At 73.6% G+C, this 18,705-nt stretch carries 17 protein-coding genes; 8 read left to right on the top strand and 9 right to left on the bottom strand.

Annotated features, from left to right (window positions below):
* The first annotated feature begins 22 nt into the window (after positions 1-22).
* The 4 genes from AC4MBH_RS18905 (at position 23) to AC4MBH_RS18890 (ending at position 3,878) form a co-directional block, all read left to right on the top strand.
* Entirely contained in the window at positions 23-526 is a 504-nt protein-coding gene (locus tag AC4MBH_RS18905; protein WP_491796911.1) for an Hsp20/alpha crystallin family protein, read from the top strand.
* Between the two features lie 3 nt (positions 527-529).
* Positions 530-1,417, top strand: coding sequence for a LysR family transcriptional regulator (locus AC4MBH_RS18900; RefSeq protein ID WP_491796910.1), 888 nt, complete (start codon positions 530-532; stop codon positions 1,415-1,417).
* 131 nt (positions 1,418-1,548) lie between these two features.
* A complete protein-coding gene (locus AC4MBH_RS18895; RefSeq protein WP_491796908.1) occupies positions 1,549-2,499 on the top strand; it encodes a TauD/TfdA dioxygenase family protein in 951 nt (316 codons plus the stop codon).
* Complete coding sequence (locus AC4MBH_RS18890; protein ID WP_491796906.1) at positions 2,499-3,878, top strand: aldehyde dehydrogenase family protein; 1,380 nt, start codon at positions 2,499-2,501, stop codon at positions 3,876-3,878. The genes AC4MBH_RS18895 and AC4MBH_RS18890 overlap by 1 nt, the downstream gene beginning before the upstream one ends.
* Here AC4MBH_RS18890 and AC4MBH_RS18885 read toward each other — a convergent pair.
* The 6 genes from AC4MBH_RS18885 to AC4MBH_RS18860 all read right to left on the bottom strand — a co-directional run bounded on the left by AC4MBH_RS18885 (position 3,847) and on the right by AC4MBH_RS18860 (position 8,906).
* Entirely contained in the window at positions 3,847-5,028 is a 1,182-nt protein-coding gene (locus tag AC4MBH_RS18885) for a heparan-alpha-glucosaminide N-acetyltransferase domain-containing protein (protein ID WP_491796905.1), read from the bottom strand. The two genes, AC4MBH_RS18890 and AC4MBH_RS18885, sit on opposite strands and share 32 nt — an antisense overlap.
* Positions 4,994-5,518 carry a 5-(carboxyamino)imidazole ribonucleotide mutase gene (gene purE / locus AC4MBH_RS18880; protein WP_491796903.1) on the bottom strand — a complete coding sequence of 175 codons (525 nt, stop codon included), beginning with the start codon at positions 5,516-5,518 and terminating at the stop codon, positions 4,994-4,996. Before purE ends, AC4MBH_RS18885 begins: the two co-directional genes overlap by 35 nt.
* Position 5,519: 1 nt before the next feature.
* Positions 5,520-6,689, bottom strand: a complete 1,170-nt coding sequence (locus tag AC4MBH_RS18875; protein WP_491796902.1) for a 5-(carboxyamino)imidazole ribonucleotide synthase — start codon at positions 6,687-6,689, stop codon at positions 5,520-5,522.
* A 23-nt stretch (positions 6,690-6,712) separates the two neighbouring features.
* A complete protein-coding gene (locus AC4MBH_RS18870) occupies positions 6,713-7,027 on the bottom strand; it encodes a winged helix-turn-helix domain-containing protein (RefSeq protein WP_491796900.1) in 315 nt (104 codons plus the stop codon).
* Between the two features lie 71 nt (positions 7,028-7,098).
* Positions 7,099-7,995, bottom strand: a complete 897-nt coding sequence (locus tag AC4MBH_RS18865; protein WP_491796898.1) for an adenylate/guanylate cyclase domain-containing protein — start codon at positions 7,993-7,995, stop codon at positions 7,099-7,101.
* Between the two features lie 83 nt (positions 7,996-8,078).
* Positions 8,079-8,906 (bottom strand): biotin--[acetyl-CoA-carboxylase] ligase, encoded by an 828-nt coding sequence (locus AC4MBH_RS18860; protein WP_491796896.1) that lies wholly within the window; start codon positions 8,904-8,906, stop codon positions 8,079-8,081.
* A gap of 109 nt (positions 8,907-9,015) precedes the next feature.
* Here AC4MBH_RS18860 and AC4MBH_RS18855 point away from each other — a divergent pair, with 109 nt between their 5' ends.
* From AC4MBH_RS18855 to AC4MBH_RS18845, 3 genes are read left to right on the top strand one after another with little or no spacing between them, the layout of a single operon-like run.
* Positions 9,016-10,605: an acyl-CoA carboxylase subunit beta gene (locus AC4MBH_RS18855; protein WP_491797066.1), complete on the top strand. Its 1,590-nt coding sequence runs from the start codon at positions 9,016-9,018 to the stop codon at positions 10,603-10,605.
* Positions 10,605-10,799 carry an acyl-CoA carboxylase subunit epsilon gene (locus AC4MBH_RS18850; protein ID WP_491796894.1) on the top strand — a complete coding sequence of 65 codons (195 nt, stop codon included), beginning with the start codon at positions 10,605-10,607 and terminating at the stop codon, positions 10,797-10,799. Before AC4MBH_RS18855 ends, AC4MBH_RS18850 begins: the two co-directional genes overlap by 1 nt.
* Complete coding sequence (locus tag AC4MBH_RS18845; protein WP_491796893.1) at positions 10,796-11,404, top strand: Maf family protein; 609 nt, start codon at positions 10,796-10,798, stop codon at positions 11,402-11,404. Before AC4MBH_RS18850 ends, AC4MBH_RS18845 begins: the two co-directional genes overlap by 4 nt.
* Before the next feature lie 3 nt (positions 11,405-11,407).
* Here AC4MBH_RS18845 and AC4MBH_RS18840 read toward each other — a convergent pair whose 3' ends face one another.
* Entirely contained in the window at positions 11,408-16,174 is a 4,767-nt protein-coding gene (locus AC4MBH_RS18840) for a lamin tail domain-containing protein (RefSeq protein WP_491796891.1), read from the bottom strand.
* A gap of 133 nt (positions 16,175-16,307) precedes the next feature.
* Positions 16,308-16,766, bottom strand: coding sequence for a DUF2000 domain-containing protein (locus AC4MBH_RS18835; RefSeq protein ID WP_491796889.1), 459 nt, complete (start codon positions 16,764-16,766; stop codon positions 16,308-16,310).
* A 60-nt stretch (positions 16,767-16,826) separates the two neighbouring features.
* Between AC4MBH_RS18835 and AC4MBH_RS18830 the strand changes: the two genes are divergently transcribed.
* On the top strand, positions 16,827-17,309 hold the full coding sequence (locus AC4MBH_RS18830) for an Lrp/AsnC family transcriptional regulator (RefSeq protein WP_491796887.1): 483 nt from the start codon (positions 16,827-16,829) through the stop codon (positions 17,307-17,309).
* Here the strand turns inward: AC4MBH_RS18830 and AC4MBH_RS18825 are convergent.
* Positions 17,258-18,670: an HNH endonuclease signature motif containing protein gene (locus AC4MBH_RS18825; RefSeq protein WP_491796885.1), complete on the bottom strand. Its 1,413-nt coding sequence runs from the start codon at positions 18,668-18,670 to the stop codon at positions 17,258-17,260. The genes AC4MBH_RS18830 and AC4MBH_RS18825 overlap by 52 nt on opposite strands.
* Between the last annotated feature and the right edge of the window lie 35 nt (positions 18,671-18,705).

Below are 18,705 nucleotides of genomic sequence, written 5' to 3'. Positions count from 1 at the left end.
CTGCCCCGAGAGGACCACCACCGTGCCCCAGCGACGCAACCCCTTCGAGGGCGTCACCGACTACGTCAGCGAGCTCGGTCGGCTCCGCTCGCTCGGCATCCACGGCACCGACCACGGCGCCGAGGTCACCGAGCGCACCCACGCCTCGGCGTGGGTGCCGCCGACCGACATCCTCGCCCGCGGCGACGACCTGGTGATCCGGGTCGAGCTCGCCGGCGTCGCGCCCGACGACGTCGACCTGCACCTGCAGCACGGCGCGTTGACCGTCTCGGGCGCCCGGGGGGCGACCGGCGGCGAGGCGCACGCCGACTTCTACGTCCGCGAGCGGCCGCACGGCGCCTTCCGGCGGGTGATCACGCTGCCGGAGGGCACCGAGGCCACCCAGGTGGAGGCGGCCTTCGACGCCGGCCTGGTCGAGATCACCGTCCGCGGCGCCGTCCGTCCCCGCGAGAGCACCCGGATCGGCATCGCCGACCGCTCGGCGGGGGCCACGTCGCGCACCGTCGAGGTCGACCAGGACGCTTAACGGGTGGACCGCCGCCAGCTCGAGTACTTCCTCGCGATCGCCGAGGCCGGCAGCTTCACCCACGCCGCGCGCGTGCTGACCATCGCCCAGCCGTCGCTGTCGTACGCGATCCGGGGCCTGGAGCGCGAGCTCGGCGAGACGCTGTTCGCCCGGCACGGGCGGGGTGTGCGGCTCACGCCGGCCGGCGAGGCGCTCGTGCGGCCGGCGCGGCGCACGTTGCGCGCCTTCGCCCAGGCCGAGGTGGCGGTCCGCGGCTCCGGCGACAGCGCGTTCGCCCAGGTGCGCGTGGTGACCAACACCGTCTGGGCGCTGGACCCGCTGGTGCGCGTGGTCGGCGAGCTGCGACAGCTGCGGCCCGGCCTGCAGCTGCAGGTCACCGACCCGGCGAGCCGGGTCGTGGTGGTGGAACAGGTGCGCGCCGGCGAGGTCGACTTCGGCCTGCTCGCCGGCACCCCGCCCGGTCCCCCGCTGACCAGCCTGCACATGGTCGACCTCGACCTGGTCGCCGTGCTGCCCCCGGGCACCGGGCCGCAGCACGGCCTGGTGGCCGACGTCGGCGACCTGCAGCACCACGGGCTGATCTGCACCCCGCCCGGCAGCGCCCTGCGCACGCTGCTCGACGAGCGCTTCGAGGCCGCGGGCCTGGTGCCGGAGGTCGCCGTCGAGACCGCCCACGTCGCCAGCCTCGTGCCGCTCGTGCTGGCCGGCGCCGGCGCGGCGCTGCTGCCGGAGGCGATGGCCGCCGAGGCCGGGGCCAAGGGCGCCCGCCTGGCCCGCCTCGAGCCGCCGAGCCGGGCCGCGGTGCACCTGGTCTGGCGCGAGGGCACCCTGTCCGAGGCATCGGCAGCCCTGCTCGGCGTCGCCCGGGGCCTCGCCGCCGACCAGCGATAGACATTCGCTATCGCAGGTGGCCGAAGCCGGTCTGGCTCGCGGGCGGTCCCGGCTTCGGTTCTCAGGTTTTTAACTCTATTGTTTCACTATAACTAGGCGAGACAGCCTGGAGGACAACCCGAGGAGGACCCGTGACCAGCACTCTCGAGCGCACCGAGCACACCGCCCACGCCACCGACGTCGAGGTGCACCGCCTCGGCGGCCGCATCGGCGCCCGCATCGACGGCGTCCGCCTCGGCGGCGACCTCGACCCCGTGACCGTGGCCCAGGTGCGCAGCGCCCTGCTGGAGCACAAGGTGGTCTTCTTCCGCGGCCAGCACCACCTCGACGACGCCGGCCACCAGGCCTTCGCCGAGACGATGGGCCCGCTCACCACGGCCCACCCGACGGTCAACACCGGGTCGGGCCGGGTGTTCAAGGTGACGGCCGACAAGGGCATGGCGGCCAACGCCTGGCACACCGACGTCACCTTCGTCGACCGCGTGCCGGCCATCAGCGTGCTGCGCGCCGTCGTGCTCCCGCCGTACGGCGGCAACACCGTGTGGGCCAACGCCGTCGCCGCCTACGAGTCGCTCCCGACCTCGCTGCGCGCCCTGGTCGACGAGCTGTGGGCGGTGCACACCAACAGCTACGACTACGCCCGGCTGAGCCACGACGAGGAGTCGGAGGAGCCCGACGCCAACTACACCCGCGCCGACTTCACCGCCCAGCTCTTCGAGACCGAGCACCCGGTGGTGCGGGTGCACCCCGAGACCGGCGAGCGCGCCTTCGTGCTCGGCCACTTCGTGAAGAACTTCACCGGGCTCAACGCCCGCGAGTCGGCGACGGTCTTCAACCTCCTGCAGAACCGGATCACCAAGCTCGAGAACACCATCCGGTGGACCTGGCAGCCCGGTGACGTGGCGATGTGGGACAACCGCGCCACCCAGCACTACGCCGTGGCCGACTTCGGCACCGAGTACCGCGAGATGCGCCGGATCACCGTCGCGGGCGACGTCCCCGTCGGCATCGACGGGCGCCGCAGCCGGGTGCTCCGCGGCGACGCCAACGGCTACTCGCGCATCGACGAGCTGATCAGCTGATGCCGGTCGACCTGATCGACCTGGTCGACCCCGTCACGGGCGAGGTGAGGTCGCGGGTGCCGGCCAGCAGCCCGGACGACGTCACGGCCGCGGTCGACACCGCGGCCGCGGCGTTCCCCGGCTGGGCCCGGCGTACGCCGGGTGACCGCGCCGACGCCCTGCTCGCCCTCGCCGACCTGGTGGCCCGGCACGGCGACGAGCTGACCCGGCTCGACGCCGAGGACGTCGGCAAGCCGATCGTGCACGCCCGCGAGGAGCTGCCCGGCGTCGTCGACCTGATCCGCTTCCTGGCCGGCGCCGCCCGCGTGCCCGCCGGCGGGTCGGGCTCCTACGCCGCCGGCCGGACCTCGACGCTGCGGCGCGAGCCGCTCGGCGTGGTGGCCCTGATCGCGCCGTGGAACTACCCGCTGCTCGAGGCGGTGTGGAAGGCCGCCCCCGCGCTCGCGGCCGGCAACACCGCCGTCCTCAAGCCGTCGGAGCTCACCCCCCGCTCGACGCTGCGGCTGGCCGAGCTGGCCGAGGTCGCGCTCGGGCCCGGGGTGCTGCAGGTCGTGCTCGGCGACGGCGAGGTCGGGCAGGCCCTGGTCCGCGACCCCCGCGTCCGGCTGGTCTCGGTCACCGGCGACAGCACGACCGGCAGCGCGGTCGCGCAGACCGCGTCGGCCTCGCTGACCCGCGTGCACCTCGAGCTCGGCGGCAACGCGCCCGTCGTGGTCTGCAGCGACGCCGACCTCGACGACGCCGTGGCCACCCTGGTGCCGGCGGGGTTCCTCAACGCCGGGCAGGACTGCACCGCCGCCTGCCGCCTCCTGGTCGCCGACGACGTCCACGACGCCTTCCTCGAGCGCTACCTGGCCGCGGTCGACGACCTCCGGGTCGGCGACCCCGCCGACGAGGAGACCCGGCTCGGACCCGTGGTCAGCCGGCGCCACCTCGACCGGGTGGCCGGCTTCGTCGAGCGTGCGGTCGCCGACGGCGCCGAGGTGCTCACCGGCGGCCAGCGCCTCGACCGGGACGGCTGGTTCCACGCCCCCACGGTGCTGACCCGGGTGCGCCAGGACGCCGAGGTCGTGCAGCGCGAGGTGTTCGGCCCGGTGGTGACCGTCCAACGGGCCGGCTCCGACGACGAGCTGCTCGCGCTGGCCAACGGCGTCGAGCAGGGGCTCTCGGCCGGCGTGTGGACCACCGGCCTGGCCCGGGCCGAGCGGTTCAGCGCCGCGCTCGACTTCGGCACCGTCTGGGTCAACGACCACCTCACCACCGTCGCCGAGATGCCCTTCGGCGGGTTCGGGGCCTCCGGCTACGGCGCCGAGCTGTCGCTGCGCTCGATCGACGACTACTCGCGGTTCAAGCACGTGCTGACGAGGACCGGCGCCTGATCCCGCCCAGCCTGACCCGGCGGGACAGCCACCCGACCAGCCACTCCAGCGGCCCGCGCCGACCGAGGGCGGCGTACGCGCCACCGATCCAGAGCACCGCCAGGACGTGCCAGACGTAGGTGTCGGGCTCCTCGGCCGGCCAGACCGGCTCGGTCTTCATCACCAGGTGCAGGGTGTAGAGGGTCAGCGTCATCGCGCCGGCGCCGAAGACGACCTGGACGAACCGCTCCCCCGTGCGGGACACGTCGCCGACCGCGCCGACGACCAGCAGGCAGAGGCCGATCACCAGCGCGGCGCTGCCGCCGGTCTGCGCCAGGTCGAACGGCGTCGTCGAGTGCGGGGCGACCAGGAGCAACCAGCGCGCGTCGTCGGTGGGCGTCTGGCCGTACATCCCGCCCTCCGCGTCGACGAGCTCGGCGGGCGTGAACCGCGAGTCGGTCAGCGCGTGGGAGACCACGGTCGCCGTCACCGCGACCGCCAGCCCGGCGCCGGCCAGGGTCGCCGCGACCCGGCGCGAGCGGAGGCCCATCCGGCCGATCGCCAGGCCCAGCAGCAGGTAGGCCAGCCACGGCACCGCCGGGTAGTAGCCGGTGAGGAGCAGCTCGGAGACCAGGGGGCCCAGGTCGTCGAGCTGACCGGGCCGGGGACTGTCGAAGCGACGCTCCGGCAGCTCCGGCCGCAGCACGTGGCTGACCACCGGCGCCACCGCGGCCCAGCCGACCGCGAGGACGAGCAGGGGCCGCCAGGTCAGCCCGAGGAACGGCAGCCCGAGCACGAAGAGCACGGCGTAGTAGGTGAGGATCACCGCGATCCCGGTGTCGGGGATGCCCAGCACCAGGCCCAGCGCGCCCACCAGCAGGGCCCGCACCAGCAGGGCGAGGGAGACGTCGAGGCGCTCGCGCCCCCGGACCGGCGTACGCCGGCCGCTGACCAGCGCGATCGACACCCCGGCCAGCACGGCGAACAGGGCCGAGGCCCGGCCGCCCGCGAGCCACTGCGCGGTCGTCAGGTCGCCCTCGGGCGTGCGCGCGTCGAGCACGTGGGTGGCCATCATGCCCAGCAGGGCCAGGCACCGCGCGACGTCGATCGCGACGAGGCGGCCGCGGTCGGACGTCCTAGAAGCCGAGCCGCCGGCCACCGCTGTCACCACGCACGGCAGCGCCCTTGTCCTGGGCCGTCTTCCGCAGGTCGTCCTGGAAGGCGACCATCCGCTCCTGCAGGTCGGGGTCGGCCGCGGCCAGGATGCGCACGGCGAGCAGCCCGGCGTTGCGGGCGCCGCCGATCGCGACGGTGGCCACCGGCACCCCGGCCGGCATCTGCACGATCGAGAGCAGCGAGTCGAGCCCGTCGAGGGTCTTCAGCGGCACCGGCACCCCGATCACGGGCAGCGGCGTCACCGCGGCGAGCATGCCGGGCAGGTGGGCCGCACCCCCGGCACCGGCGATGACCACCGACAGCCCGCGGCCGGCGGCGTCCCTGCCGTAGGCGAGCATCTCCTCCGGCATCCGGTGGGCCGAGACGACGTCGGCCTCGTGGGCGACGTCGAACTCGGCGAGCGCGGCGGCGGCCTCCTTCATCACCGGCCAGTCGGAGTCGCTGCCCATCACGATGCCGACGCGGGGTCGGTCAGACGCGGTCATGTCACTCACTTTCGTTGCCGAGCTCGCCCGCGAACCACGCGGCGGCGTGCCGCGCGCGCTCGAGGCAGTCGTCGAGGTCGTCACCGTAGGCGTTGACGTGGCCGACCTTGCGGCCCGGCCGCAGGTCCTTGCCGTACAGGTGCACCCGCAGGTGCGGGTCGCGGGCCAGCGCGTGCGGGTAGCCGTCGTAGAGGCGTCCCGCCCGGTCGTCGGGCCCGCCGAGGATGTTGACCATCACCGTCCAGGGTGCGCGGGCCGCGGGCGAGCCGAGCGGCAGGTCGAGCACGGCGCGCAGGTGGTTCTCGAACTGCGAGGTGACGGCGCCGTCCTGGGTCCAGTGGCCGGTGTTGTGCGGCCGCATCGCGAGCTCGTTGACCAGGATCCGGCCGTCGGCGGTCTCGAACAGCTCGACGGCCAGCACCCCGGTGACGTCGAGCTCGCCGGCGACGGTGAGGGCGACCTCCTGGGCCCGGGTGGCGAGGTCGGGGTCGAGGTCGGGCGCCGGGGCGACGACCTCGCGGCACACGCCGTCGACCTGGGTCGACTCGACCACCGGGTAGGCCGCCGCCTGGCCGCTGGGTGAGCGCACGACCAGCGCCGACAGCTCGCGCCGGAAGTCGACGAGCTCCTCGGCCAGCAGCCGGACGCCGCTGGCGGCGGCCACGCGCAGCGGCTCCTCGGCGTCCTGCGTCGTGCGGACGACCCAGACGCCCTTGCCGTCGTAGCCGCCGCGGGTGGTCTTCAGGACGCACGGGAAGCCGAACGCCTCGACCTCGGCGGTGTCGGCGACGATCGCGTTGCGCGGGCACGGGAGGCCGAGCGCGGCGAGCCGTTCCCGCATCACGCCCTTGTCCTGGGCGTGCACGAGGGCGTCGGGACCCGGGCGGACGGCGACGCCGTCGGCGGCGAGGGCCCGCAGGTGCTCGGTCGGCACGTGCTCGTGGTCGAAGGTCACGACGCTCGCGCCGCGGGTGACGGCCCGCAGGTCGTCGAGGTCGGTGTGGTCGCCGACGAGCCGGTCGACGACCACCTGGGCCGCCGAGACGCCCTCGGCCTCGGCGAGCAGCCGCAGCGGGATCCCGAGGGCCGCGGCCGGCTCGGCCAGCATCCGGGCGAGCTGGCCGCCCCCCACCACCGCCACCAGCGGCGCGGACGACGTACCTGAGGTCACGCGCAGAGACTAGTGAGCGCCCGTCACGGGCCCACCGGCGCCTCGGTCTCGAACCGCAGCCCCCGCCCCCGCAGCGTGGTGATCAGGTGGGGACGCCGGCTGTCGTCGCCGAGCTTGCGCCGGACCCAGCCGAGGTGCACGTCGATGGTCTTCGAGGACGTCCAGAACGTCGTGTGCCACACCTCGCGCATCAGCTCGTCGCGGGAGACCACCTCGCCCGCGCGGGAGATCAGGGCCAGCAGCAGGTCGAACTCCTTGCGGGAGAACGCGACCTCCTCCCCGTCCCGCCAGACGCGGCGCTCGGCCGGGTCGACGCGGACTCCCTGGACCTCGAGCACACCTCAACGTAGGAAGGCCCGGTCGGCCCGGACACCCCTTCCGGCGAATTGACGCGTGTGCTCTAGACCGGTCAGTGGCGGCGCACGGCGACGGGCTCGACGAGGCCGAAGCCGCGCACCGGCCGCTCGGGGAGCCGCCGGGTCTCGAACTGGTCGTCCGGCAGCAGTGCGGCGGTCGCGGCGTCGATGATGACCCGGTTGCGCCGCGCCACGGCGGTCAAGCGGGCCGCCAGGTTGACCGGCGGGCCGAACACGTCGCCGAGGCGCATGATCACGGCCCCGCTGGCCAGGCCGACCCGCACGTCGGGCATCCGGGTGTCGCGCCCGATGACGGTGATGATCCCCTCGGCGGTGTCGTAGGCCCGGACGGGGTCGTCGTTCACGAACAGCACGCTGTCGCCGATGCTCTTGATCACCCGGCCCCGCTGGCTGGCCACCACGTCGGCGCACCGCGACTCGAACAGCTCGACGAGGTCGCCGATGCGCTCGCGGGAGATCTCGTTGCTCAGCGCGGTGAAGCTGACGATGTCGGCGAAGCCCACGGTGAGGTCGTTGGTGTGCAGGTCGTCGGCCTCGCCGAGGGCCACGATGCGCGAGACGGCGGCCGCGAGGTGGCGCCGCCAGGCGTAGACCATCATCGCCTCGAACCCGTCGCCGAAGTCGTCGAGCATCCGCATCGCGGTGGCCATCCGGTTGCCCGGCTGCTCCTCCTGGAGCTCCTCGATGCGGTGCACGAGCGCACCGACCTCCCAGTCGGCGAGGCGCGCCATGGTCTGGCCGAGCGCGCGGGTGATCGTCACCGCGTTGTCGAAGTCGAGCAGCCCGGACTCGATCGGCGCGACCAGCGTGCGGATCGCCTCGGCGTCGGAGGAGGTGTAGACGACCGCGGCGCCGTCGGCCTCGGGGAAGCCGAGCGCCCGCCACAGCCGACGCGCCTGCTCGAGCGGGATGCCGGCCTCGCGCGCCACCTCCGACGCCGAGTAGGACGGCGCCTCGCGCAGGATCGCGTTGACGATCGCGGCCGGGTCGCCCCAGCTGGACTCGGTGGTGATCAGGCCCCCTGGGTGCGCACGTGCACCACGTCACCGGCCGCGACCGTGCGGCGGCGGCCGCCCGGGCCGCCGGCCTCGACCACGAGCTTGCCCGACGGGTCGACGTCGACCGCCCGGCCCTCGAGCACCGAGCCGTCGGGCAGGTCGACCCGGACGTCGCGGCCCACCGTGACGCAGGCGGCGACGTAGGACTCCTGCAGCCGCATGCCGCTCTTGTCGCCACCCATCGTCCAGGCGTCCATGGCCTCGCGGATGGCGTTGAGCACCTGGACCAGGACGTCGGTGCGGTCGACGGGGCGGCCGAGCTCGATCGCGAGGGAGGTGGCGGTCGGGACCGGCAGCTCCTCGGGGGTCTGGTTGACGTTGATGCCCACGCCGACCACGGCGGCGGGGCCGTCGTCGGTCTCGAGGCGCTCGACGAGGATCCCCGCGACCTTCTGGTCGCCGACGAGCACGTCGTTGGGCCACTTCACGCCGGCGCTCAGGCCGGCCGCCTGCAGCGCCTTGTCGACGGCGTACCCGGTGAGCAGCGGCAGCCACGGCCAGCTGCGGGTGGGCGCGTCGGGACGCAGCACGATGGAGAAGGTGACCGAGGTGCCGGGTGGGGTCTCCCAGGTGCGGTCGAGGCGGCCGCGGCCGGCCGTCTGGTGGTCGGCCACGAGGACCAGCCCGTCGGGCGCGCCGTCCTTGGCGCGCCGCACGGCCTCGGCGTTGGTCGACTCGAGCGTGTCGACGACCTCGACGGTCAGGTCGGGCATCAGCGCGGGGTTGTCGCGCCCGAGGCGGGCCTTGTCGAGGGATGGGCGCGCGGCGGAGTCCGTGGTCACGAGGTCTAGCCTGTCGTACCGATCAGCCAAGTCAAAGCACCCCGAGAGCGGAGAGACGTTGAGCGCGCAGCCAGGTGAGGGCACCGAGGTGCCGCCCGCAGAGTCCGGCATCGACCTCCACACGACGGCCGGGAAGCTGGCCGACCTGGAGCGGCGCCTCGACGAGGCCGTGCACGCCGGCTCGGCCAAGGCGATCGAGAAGCAGCACGCCAAGGGCCGCCAGACCGCCCGGGAGCGGATCGAGCAGCTCTTCGACGAGGGCTCGTTCGTGGAGATCGACGAGCTCGCGCGGCACCGCTCGACGGCGTTCGGGCTGGAGAAGACCCGCCCCTACGGCGACGGCGTGATCACCGGCTACGGGACCATCGACGGCCGCCAGGTGTGCGTGTTCAGCCAGGACTTCACCGTCTTCGGCGGGTCCCTCGGCGAGGTCTACGGCGAGAAGATCGTCAAGGTGATGGACCTGGCCATGAGGACCGGGTGCCCGATCATCGGCATCAACGAGGGCGCCGGCGCCCGCATCCAGGAGGGCGTCGTCTCGCTGGGCCTGTACGGCGAGATCTTCCGCCGCAACGTGCACGCCTCGGGCGTCATCCCGCAGATCAGCCTGATCATGGGCAACTGCGCCGGCGGCCACGTCTACTCCCCCGCCGTCACCGACTTCACGATCATGGTCGACCAGACCTCGGCGATGTTCATCACGGGTCCCGACGTCATCAAGACCGTCACCGGCGAGGACGTCTCGATGGAGGACCTGGGCGGCGCACGCACCCACAACACCAAGTCGGGCAACGCGCACTACATGTCCACCGACGAGGAGGACGCGCTGGAGTACACCAAGGCGCTGCTGTCCTACCTGCCGCAGAACAACCTCGACGAGGTGCCGTCCTACGCCGACCAGGACGCCGACCTCGAGATCACCGACCTCGACCGCTCGCTCGACGTGCTGATCCCCGACAGCCCCAACCAGCCCTACGACATGCACGACGTGATCACCGCGGTGGTCGACGACGAGGAGTTCCTCGAGGTCAGCGCGATGTTCGCGCCCAACATCATCATCGGCTACGGCCGGGTCGAGGGCCGCTCGGTCGGGATCGTGGCCAACCAGCCGATGCAGTTCGCCGGCACCCTCGACATCGACGCCTCCGAGAAGGCCGCGCGCTTCGTGCGCACCTGCGACGCCTTCAACATCCCGGTGCTCACCTTCGTCGACGTCCCCGGCTTCCTGCCGGGCACCGACCAGGAGTGGAACGGCATCATCCGCCGCGGCGCGAAGCTGATCTACGCCTACGCCGAGGCCACCGTGCCGCTGGTCACCGTGATCACCCGCAAGGCCTACGGCGGCGCCTACGACGTGATGGGCTCCAAGCACCTCGGCGCCGACATCAACGTCGCGTGGCCGACCGCGCAGATCGCGGTGATGGGCGCGCAGGGCGCGGCCAACATCGTGCACCGCAAGACGCTGGCCAAGATCGAGAAGGACGGCGGCTCCCCCGAGATGGTCGAGGCCAAGCGGGCCGAGCTGATCGACGAGTACGAGACGACGCTCGCCAACCCCTACATCGCGGCCGAGCGCGGCTACGTCGACGCGGTCATCGCCCCGCACGAGACCCGCACCGAGGTGGTGCGGGCGCTGCGGCTGCTGCGGTCCAAGCGGGCGACGCTGCCGCCCAAGAAGCACGGGAACATCCCGCTCTGATGGCCGACCTGCGCATCGTCAACCCCGACGCGACCCCCGAGGAGATCGCCGCCCTGGTGGCGGTGTTCAGCGCGCTCGGCGGCGGCGAGGAGCCCACGAGGCCGGTGCGGCCCGAGTGGAACGCCCCGCACCGCCAGGTCCGACGCCCGCTCCCCCACGGCCCGGGCGGCTGGCGGGCCAGCACGCTGCCGTGACCCCGTTCGTGCTGGCCTCGGCCTCCCCGGCGCGGTTGGCGACCCTGCGCAGCGCCGGGCTCGAGCCCCTGGTCGTGGTGTCGGGCGTCGACGAGTCCCAGGTCACCGACCCGCCCCCGGCCGAGCTCGCCCTCGCGCTGGCGAGCCTGAAGTGCGGAGCCGTCGTCGGCCGGGCTGAGGTGCCCGACGGCGCGCTCGTGCTCGGCTGCGACTCGGTGCTCGAGCTCGACGGCCGCGCCCTGGGCAAGCCCGACGACGCCGCCGACGCCCGCGCCCGCTGGCGGGCGATGCGCGGCCGGTCCGGCGTGCTGCACACCGGCCACGCCCTGCACGACACCGCGTCGGGACGCCGGGTCGAGCGCACCGCCTCGACCACCGTCCACTTCGCCGACGTCACCGACGACGAGATCACGGCGTACGTCGCCACCGGCGAGCCGCTGCACGTGGCCGGCGCGTTCACCGTCGACGGCCTCGGCGGGGCGTTCGTGACCGGGATCGAGGGCGACCCCCACAACGTGGTCGGCGTCAGCCTGCCGCTGCTGCGCGACCTCGTGGCCGAGCTGGGTCACCGGTGGGTCGACCTGTGGCCGACCCACCGGGCCTGACCCTCAGCGACGGACCGGGGCCGTGGGCCTGCTCGACGTGGTCGCCGGCGCGTAGCCGGCCCTGGTCCCGGTGACCCGCACGACGACCCGCTTGCCGCCGAACGCCGGGCGCAGGGTGAGCCGCGTGGTGGTGGCCCCGCGGACCTGCTTGCCGCCGACGTACCAGCGGACCCGCAGGCCGACCGGCGCCGGACCCCACCGGCCGGTCCGCACCGTGAGGGTGCGTCCGACGACGGGCTTGCCCGACAGGACCGGCTTGCTCGAGGTCAGCCGGCCGGGTGCGACGGTCCGGGCCGCGGAGACCGCGGTGCTCGAGGCCGAGCCCGGCAGGGCGCCGGTGACCGTGACGGTCAGCCGCCGCCCCACCAGCGCGGGGGTCAGCCGGAGCGTCCGGCCGGTCGCGCCGGCGATGGGACGGCCGGCGGCGCTCCACTGGTAGGTCAGTGACGTGCCGGCGGGCCAGCGACCCGGGTCGGCGGCGACGAGCTGGCCGACGCGGACGGTCCCGCGGATGCTGGGCGTGCCCGGGGTGGGTGCGCCGGGCGCCTCGACGGTGACGGTGCGCACCTCGGAGACGTCGGTGCCGCCGAAGGGCCCGGTGGTCTCGACGTACCAGCCGTGCTCGCCGGGCGCGACGTCCCAGGTGACGCTCCGCGTCGCGCCGGAGGGCACGTCACGGACCACCCCGATGTCCTTGGTGGTCAGCACGTCGGCCCGGAACGAGTCGGTGGCCAGCGTCTTGGTGACCGGCGCGATGCCTGCGCCGGCGTAGGGGATCTCGAACTCCTGATGCTCCGGGGAGAGCGAGGGGTCGTCGGAGTCGAAGTCGTCGAGGGACGGCGAGTAGGTGCGCACGACGATCCGCTCGCCCTCGTTGTCGAAGTGCAGCAGGCGCAGGTAGCCGAGGCCGCCCTCGGGCAGGCCCTGGTAGTCGAAGAGCATCGAGTAGACCGTGCGGTCGGCGACGCCGTCGCCGTCGTCGTCGAACTCGTCGGTGCGGGTGTAGGCGTCGTGGTAGTGACCGGAGGAGACCGCGAAGACGTTCGGGTTGGTCGCCACCACCTCGTCCTGGATGCGCTGCGGGATGGGGCCGAGCCCGCCCGTGGTCAGCATGAACTCGTGCAGGTTGATCCACACCTTGCGCTCGGGGTAGCGCGCGATGACGTCGTTCATCCAGGCGATCTGCTCGTCACCCGGACCCCAGCCCATGTAGAGCATCAGGAAGTCGACGCCGTTCGCGCTGACGAGGTCGTAGTGGCCGCGGTTGTCCTGCAGCGACCCGCCGTACCAGGGGTTGTCGTCGTAGCGGTCCGCGCCGAACCACTCGCTGTACTCGGTGTAGTCCTCCTCGGCGCCGCTGACGTCGTGGTTGCCGGCCAGCACGCCGTAGGGCAGACCGGCCTCGTCGAGCGGCTTGTACGCCGCGTCGGCGTTGACCCACTGCCGCCGCTCACGGGCGACGTTGACGATGTCGCCGGTGTGGATGACGTACTGCAGGTTGAGCTCCTCGCGCTGGTCGAGGAGGAACTCGTTGATGGCGAGCTGGTGCTTGTAGAAGTCCTGGGTCTCGTTGTAGTACTGCGTGTCCGACTGCCACCCGATGGTGAAGTCGTACTCCGAGCGCGGCGTCGCACCCGGTGCGTACGGCGCGGGGTTGCTGTCGCGGGTCGAGCCGGGCGCGCCGGCGAAGCCCTCGGAGTGCTGCACCAGGACCGTGACCTCGCCGTCGGCGACGTGGCCCGCGGTGGGGACCGTCGCCTCGAGCGCGAACGGCTCGGCGTCGGTGGTCACCTTGCGGGCGACCTCCTGCCACGCGCCGGACCCGGTGCCGCGGACGTAGAGGAGGACCTTGGCGCCGGCGTTGGCCGAACCGTTCCAGCGCAGCCGCACGGACGCGTCGGCACCGGCGTCGGCCGGCACGGCCACCGTGAACAGCTGGTAGGGCAGCTCGGTGTCCGAGGACACCTCGTGGGAGATCCCGTCGGTGCCCGCGACCTCGGCCAGCTCGGCGGCGCTGAGCACGACCCGCTCGTCGCGCTCCGCGCTGGTGGCGTGGTGGGTCGAACCGGCAAAGGCCTCGACCTCGGCGTCGGTCGGCACGAAGGTGTGCCCCTCGCGGAAGGACATGGTGAGCGCGTCGCCCTCCGGCGAGGCGGCGGTGGCGCTCAGCTCGACGCTGCCGGCCGTCGCCGTCGCGCCGTCGGCCGGGGCGCCGAGGGCCGTGTCGGGCTGCTCGTCGGCGGTGGTGAAGTCGATCGTCCGGACGGTCTCGTTGCCGACCCGGTCCCGGGCGGTGAGCACGACGGTGTGGGCGCCGGGAGCCAGGTCGAGCGAGCTGGTCCGGTGGGGCAGCGTGACCGGCTCGCCGTCGAGCGTGGCGGTGACGGCGTCGGTGCCGAGGCCGGAGCCGGCGTCGGTGGCCGTCGCGTCGACGACGACGTCGCCGCGGTAGCGCTGACCCTCCTGGAGCGTCGAGGAGATGGACGGCGCGGTGTTGTCGACCCGCACCGTGCGCGTGAGCGTCTGCCCGCCGGACGTCGCCGTCACGGTGTGCGAGCCGTCGGCGACGGCGGTGGTGTCCCAGGTGTGGGCCTGGGAGTCGAAGGCGTCGTCGGGGATGGCGAAGGTGGCGGTGAAGTAGACCTGGTTGGCGTCGGAGAACCCGATCCGGGTCGCGGGGTCGGCCGGGCAGGCGCGCACCGTCTCGACCTGGCCCTCGCCGGCCCCGCCACAGCTGACGGGTCGCAGCACGCGGCCGTCGGGCAGGGCCAGGCGCAGGTTGAGGGCCGAGAAGTCGTCGTTGTTCTCGTTGGGGTCGGGTTGCGGGAACGCCTTGGTGCCGGCGTAGATGCCGACGGTGACCTGCTGACCGCGCACCGCGCGCTCGACCGGGACGGGAGCCGTGACCGTCTCGATCCGCTCGTAGAAGCCCTCGTCGAAGACCGCGAGGACGTCGTCGCCCATGCGGACGCCGTTGCGGAAGAACGCGTCGGTGTTGGTGGCCTCGAAGGCGAAGACCGGCGCGTCCTCGAGCGCGGGGACCAGCGGGGCGACCGGCTGGCCGTCGACGGCGAGGCCCAGCCCGGCCGGGTCGCCGGCGGTGGTGGCGGAGAGCCGCACCGTGCCGCCGACGTACTGGTCGTCGGCGACGTTCAGCCGGACCGGGGCGGGGTCACCCTCGGCCAGGGCGACGCGGACGGGGCCGAACGTCGACTCGTTGGTGCCGTCGGACGTGCGGACGGTGTACTCGATCCAGCGCTTCCCGTAGAGGTCGACCGCCGGGATCTCGTAGGCGTACCGGTCGGGCGCACCGAACCGCAGGAAGCGGGTCGAGGGCTCGTCGACGTCGGTGTCGAGGACCAGCTCGACGGTGCGGACGAGGTGGTCGTCGGTGACCCGGAAGTCGAGCGCGAGGCCGTCGGTGTCCGGGGCGTCGGTGCTGCCGGTGAGGTCGGCGACGACGGGAGCGGTCGTGTCGTCGGGGGTGGCCACGAGGCCGGCCGGCACCTGGTCGGGCGCGGCGTACCCCGGGGTCGCGGTGCCGACGCCGATCTTGGTCTGCTTGGTGCCCGACTCCCAGCGGTACTGCAGCGGCTGGTCGGCGACCGTGTCGGCGTCGTCGAGGTAGTAGGCGCGGCTGATGTCGTGGCCGGTGTTGGTGAGCACCTGGATGCCCCGCAGGCCGCCGTTGGCCATGCCGCCCGACTCGATCTCGACCAGGTCGGTGCCGCCGGTGAGGTGCGCCCCGAAGTGGGTGTTGAAGTCGGCGGCGGTGAGCGCCGCGTTCTGGGCGTTCTTGATCCAGAGCACCAGCGTGCGACCCGGCTGGATGACCGGGTCGGCCGGGACGGCGGGCCAGAGCGCGCTGTTGGTCGTGATCTCGTTGGCGTCGGTGTAGAGGTAGTTGATCGAGTAGTCGGCGAAGTCGACCGGCTCGTCGGAGGCGTTGTAGACCTCGACGAACTCGTAGCCGTCGGCCGACCCGACGTTGGCGGTGTCGGGCGCGACCTCGGTGACCTGCAGCAGCGGTGCGGTGAGCGACGGGTCGGTCGCCGGCGGCGGACCCTGGTCGGGCACGTCGGGACCTTCCGGCTCCTCGGGGGGATCGACGACGGGCGGCGTCAGCTGGGCGGGGTCGACCACCCCGGCCGTGAACGGCGCCAGGTCGGCGGTGACGCGGGTCAGCCCGCTCCCCGTCGCCGGGACGCCGAAGTGGGTCGAGGCCATCGGCGTGGCGGTCCGGGTCGGGTAGAACGACCAGGTGAGCGGTGCTCCGGCGGAGTCGATGCGGACGCCGCGGGCGCCGCCGTTGGCCATCCCGGCCTGGCCGGTGGCGTGCAGGACGAGGGCATCGGCGGGGGCGCCGACCGCGGCGCGGAACTGGGCGTCGGTGCGCGCGAAGCTGTCGACGTTGCCGCTGGCGTACTGCAGCCAGACGAGCGCGACCCCGCGGGCCGGGATCGTCGCCGCGGCGTCGGTCACCGTGAGCGCCTTGTCGCTGGCGCTGGTGCCGGTGTCGCTGAAGATGTAGGAGAACCCGTAGCCCTGCTTGACGTCGATCGGCGCGTTCGTGGTGTTGGCCACCTCGAAGAACTCGTAGTCGTCGTTGCCGGTCACGTCGGGCGCGATCTCGGTGACCACAAGGCCCGGGACGACGACCGGCTCGGCGGCCTCCACCGGGCTCGGCACCGCGGCGAGCACGCCGGCGGTGAGGGCCGCACCCAGGACGGCGGCGAGGGGACGGATGAACGTGCGGTGCTGCAGGGGCATGCGGGTTCCACTTCTACTCGGGACCCGCGGACCCTCGCAGCCCTCTGGTGGCGGCCGGGGTACTCCACGTGACCCGCCGGTGTCTCCCGGGTGTCGAGTGGACGTGGGCCTGGCTCCGACCTGCGCGCGGGGGTCAGGCAGGTACCGCCCCGAGCAGCGCCAGCCGCTTGGTCCGGCGAGCCACCCGGTTGCGCGGGCCCGCGATCACCAGGGCGGTGATGTCGGCGTCGGCCTCGTCGGTCGCCTGCAGGGCGTCGAGGTAGTCGCCGTAGCTGCGCGCCCGTCGTGCCGTCTCGGTCAGGCACCAGGTGCGCAGCTGCTCGTCCGCCTGCGCCGCGCGGAACAGGTCCGTCAGGACGTCCGCGTCGGCGACCAGCACGGGGACGGGCGTCGTCACGATGCCGGGGTACGCCGTGCCCGACGCGTCGGTGCCCTCCGGTCCGAGCGCCAGCCCCAGACCGGATCCCGCGCTGGCCCCCAGGACGGCCGCGGCGTTGACCGCGAGTGCGGGTGGCAGTCCGTCCCGGACGACCAGGACGACCCGGGTCTCGCGTGCCTTCTCGTCGCCGTTGTTGCTTGCTGTTCGCTCCATGCCCTCGAGCATGTCCGGACCGCGGCGTGTTCGTGTTGTCGGCTTCGATATGTTCGACCTATGGCAGGAAGTTCGAACATGGATGCCCTGGATCGCGCACTCCTCGCCGCCCTCCAGCAGGATGCCCGGGCGCCGCTGCGCGACCTCGCCGCCCAGGTGGGGGCCGCGCCGTCCACCTGCTCCGAGCGCATCCGCCGGCTCCAGGACGCCGGCGTGCTCGCCGGCTACCACGCGGCGATCGACCCCGCCGCCCTCGGCCGGTCGGTCGAGGCGATGGTGTTCGCCCAGGTGCGTCCGCTCAGCCGCGACCTGATCGAGCGGTTCAGCCGCGACGCCCTCGCGATGCCGGAGGTGATGGCGGTGATCGTCCTGGCCGGCGGCGACGACTTCCTGCTGCACGTCGGCGTCCCCGACATCGCGGCCCTGCACGCGTTCCTGGTCGACAAGCTGAGCAGCCGGCGCGAGGTGGTGCAGTTCCGCAGCTCGGTCGTCTACACGCACACGCGCAAGGGCGTGCTCGAGAACCTCTCCCCCGGCTCCTGAACCACTGCCGCGTCCGCAGCGCACGATCGGGGTGGGACGTGGTCGACGAGCGACGTGCCGCCGCGGTCGCGCAGGTAGTGGTCTCCGTGCGGACTGGTCCACAGGAACCGCTGCGGCTCGATGCGTCGGTAACGCCACCCTGCATGGGTCTTGAGCCGGTGGTGGTGGCGGCACAGCGGCGCGAGGTTGCACGAGCAGGTGGTGCCGCCGCTGTCGAAGGCGATGGTGTGGTCGCAGTCGCAGCGTCGGGCCGGGGTGGCGCACCACGGGAAGACGCAGGTGGGGTGCAGCAGCTCGACCTGCTCGCGGAGCCGGTCGGGGACCTCGTAGGCCTCGGTCGCGCCGTGCCGGCCCAGGTCGAGGACCGGCTTGACCGTCACGTGCGTGTCGGTGCGCCCCAGCCAGGCCTGGACCTGCTGGACGAGCATCGCGCGGCCCGTCGTGTCGTTGAGAGCGACGGGATCGAGGCCGAGCACGGCGAGGTCGTTGAGGTGGAGGTGGACCACGGCCCGCTTGCTCGGCGCCGGTGCGTCCGTGCCGCCGAGCAGCGCTGCGGCCGTCCCGGGGTCGGCCAGCACCCCGACGGCCCGGGCCCGGCGCGCGTCGAGCGGGTCGTCGTCACCGGCTGCGCGGAGTGCGGCGGCGACGCGGGACACCGCCTGGTCGAAGTCGTGCAGGTCCTTCCAGTCCCCGCGGATGCACAGGTCGACCGTGCCGTCGTGCGTGAGGTCACCGTCGTGGAGCGTGACGTGGTGGCCGTCCACGGCTGCAGCCTGGTCGAGCTCGTAGGCCTCGGCGTGCAGCACCAGCATCGCCCGCTCCAGCACGCGGTCGAGACCGGTGAGACCGATCGTCCCGGCGACCGGTGCGACCTCGCTGTCGACGTAGGCGCACACGTCGGCGGGGGCCGCCAGGACGCCCTGGGCCACCCGCCGCGCCCGCCACGCCGGCACCGCGCCCGACCGCACGCGCGCCCAGGTCAGGGGTAGCCGGTGCCGCAGCACCAGGGCGTCGCGGAGGAGGGCCTTGCCGGCGGCCGTGGACATGCGGTTGGCCGCCGCGAACGCGGCGGGGGCGTCCCACGCGACCGGTGGGATGCCGCACCACTCGACGGCCTCCTCCGAACCGGCGTCGGAGGCGTCCAGGGCCGCCGCAGATCCATCGACCTCCCCCAGCGGCTCGGCCGTCGCCGGCGTGATCCGCCACGCCTCGGCGCCGTCGAGCGCGGGGTGGGCGTGCGCCCACTCGACCGCGATCTCGAGGATCCGCGCCTCGGCGGCGTCGGCCGCCGCGCGCGCAGCCCGCAGCTCGTCGAGCAGCGCTGCGGGTGTCACAGCGGCGTCGGCGAGGGGCAGCGTCATGCATCCATTCTAAGCGCTAAACTGTTCGAATACAA

This window comes from Nocardioides sp. WJ219 (genome assembly GCF_058559815.1).
Note: the sequence above shows the minus strand (reverse complement) of the source record. Positions and strands in the feature narration are given on the sequence as shown.

Bases quoted from the DNA above. Each gene is read 5' to 3' on its own strand.
- AC4MBH_RS18890 (WP_491796906.1), top strand. From the start codon at position 2,499: ATGCCGGTCGACCTGATCGACCTGGTCGACCCCGTCACGGGCGAGGTG.
- purE (WP_491796903.1), bottom strand. From the start codon at position 5,518: ATGACCGCGTCTGACCGACCCCGCGTCGGCATCGTGATGGGCAGCGAC.
- AC4MBH_RS18850 (WP_491796894.1), top strand. From the start codon at position 10,605: ATGGCCGACCTGCGCATCGTCAACCCCGACGCGACCCCCGAGGAGATC.
- AC4MBH_RS18840 (WP_491796891.1), bottom strand. From the start codon at position 16,174: ATGCCCCTGCAGCACCGCACGTTCATCCGTCCCCTCGCCGCCGTCCTG.
- AC4MBH_RS18835 (WP_491796889.1), bottom strand. From the start codon at position 16,766: ATGGAGCGAACAGCAAGCAACAACGGCGACGAGAAGGCACGCGAGACC.
- AC4MBH_RS18830 (WP_491796887.1), top strand. From the start codon at position 16,827: ATGGCAGGAAGTTCGAACATGGATGCCCTGGATCGCGCACTCCTCGCC.
- AC4MBH_RS18825 (WP_491796885.1), bottom strand. From the start codon at position 18,670: ATGACGCTGCCCCTCGCCGACGCCGCTGTGACACCCGCAGCGCTGCTC.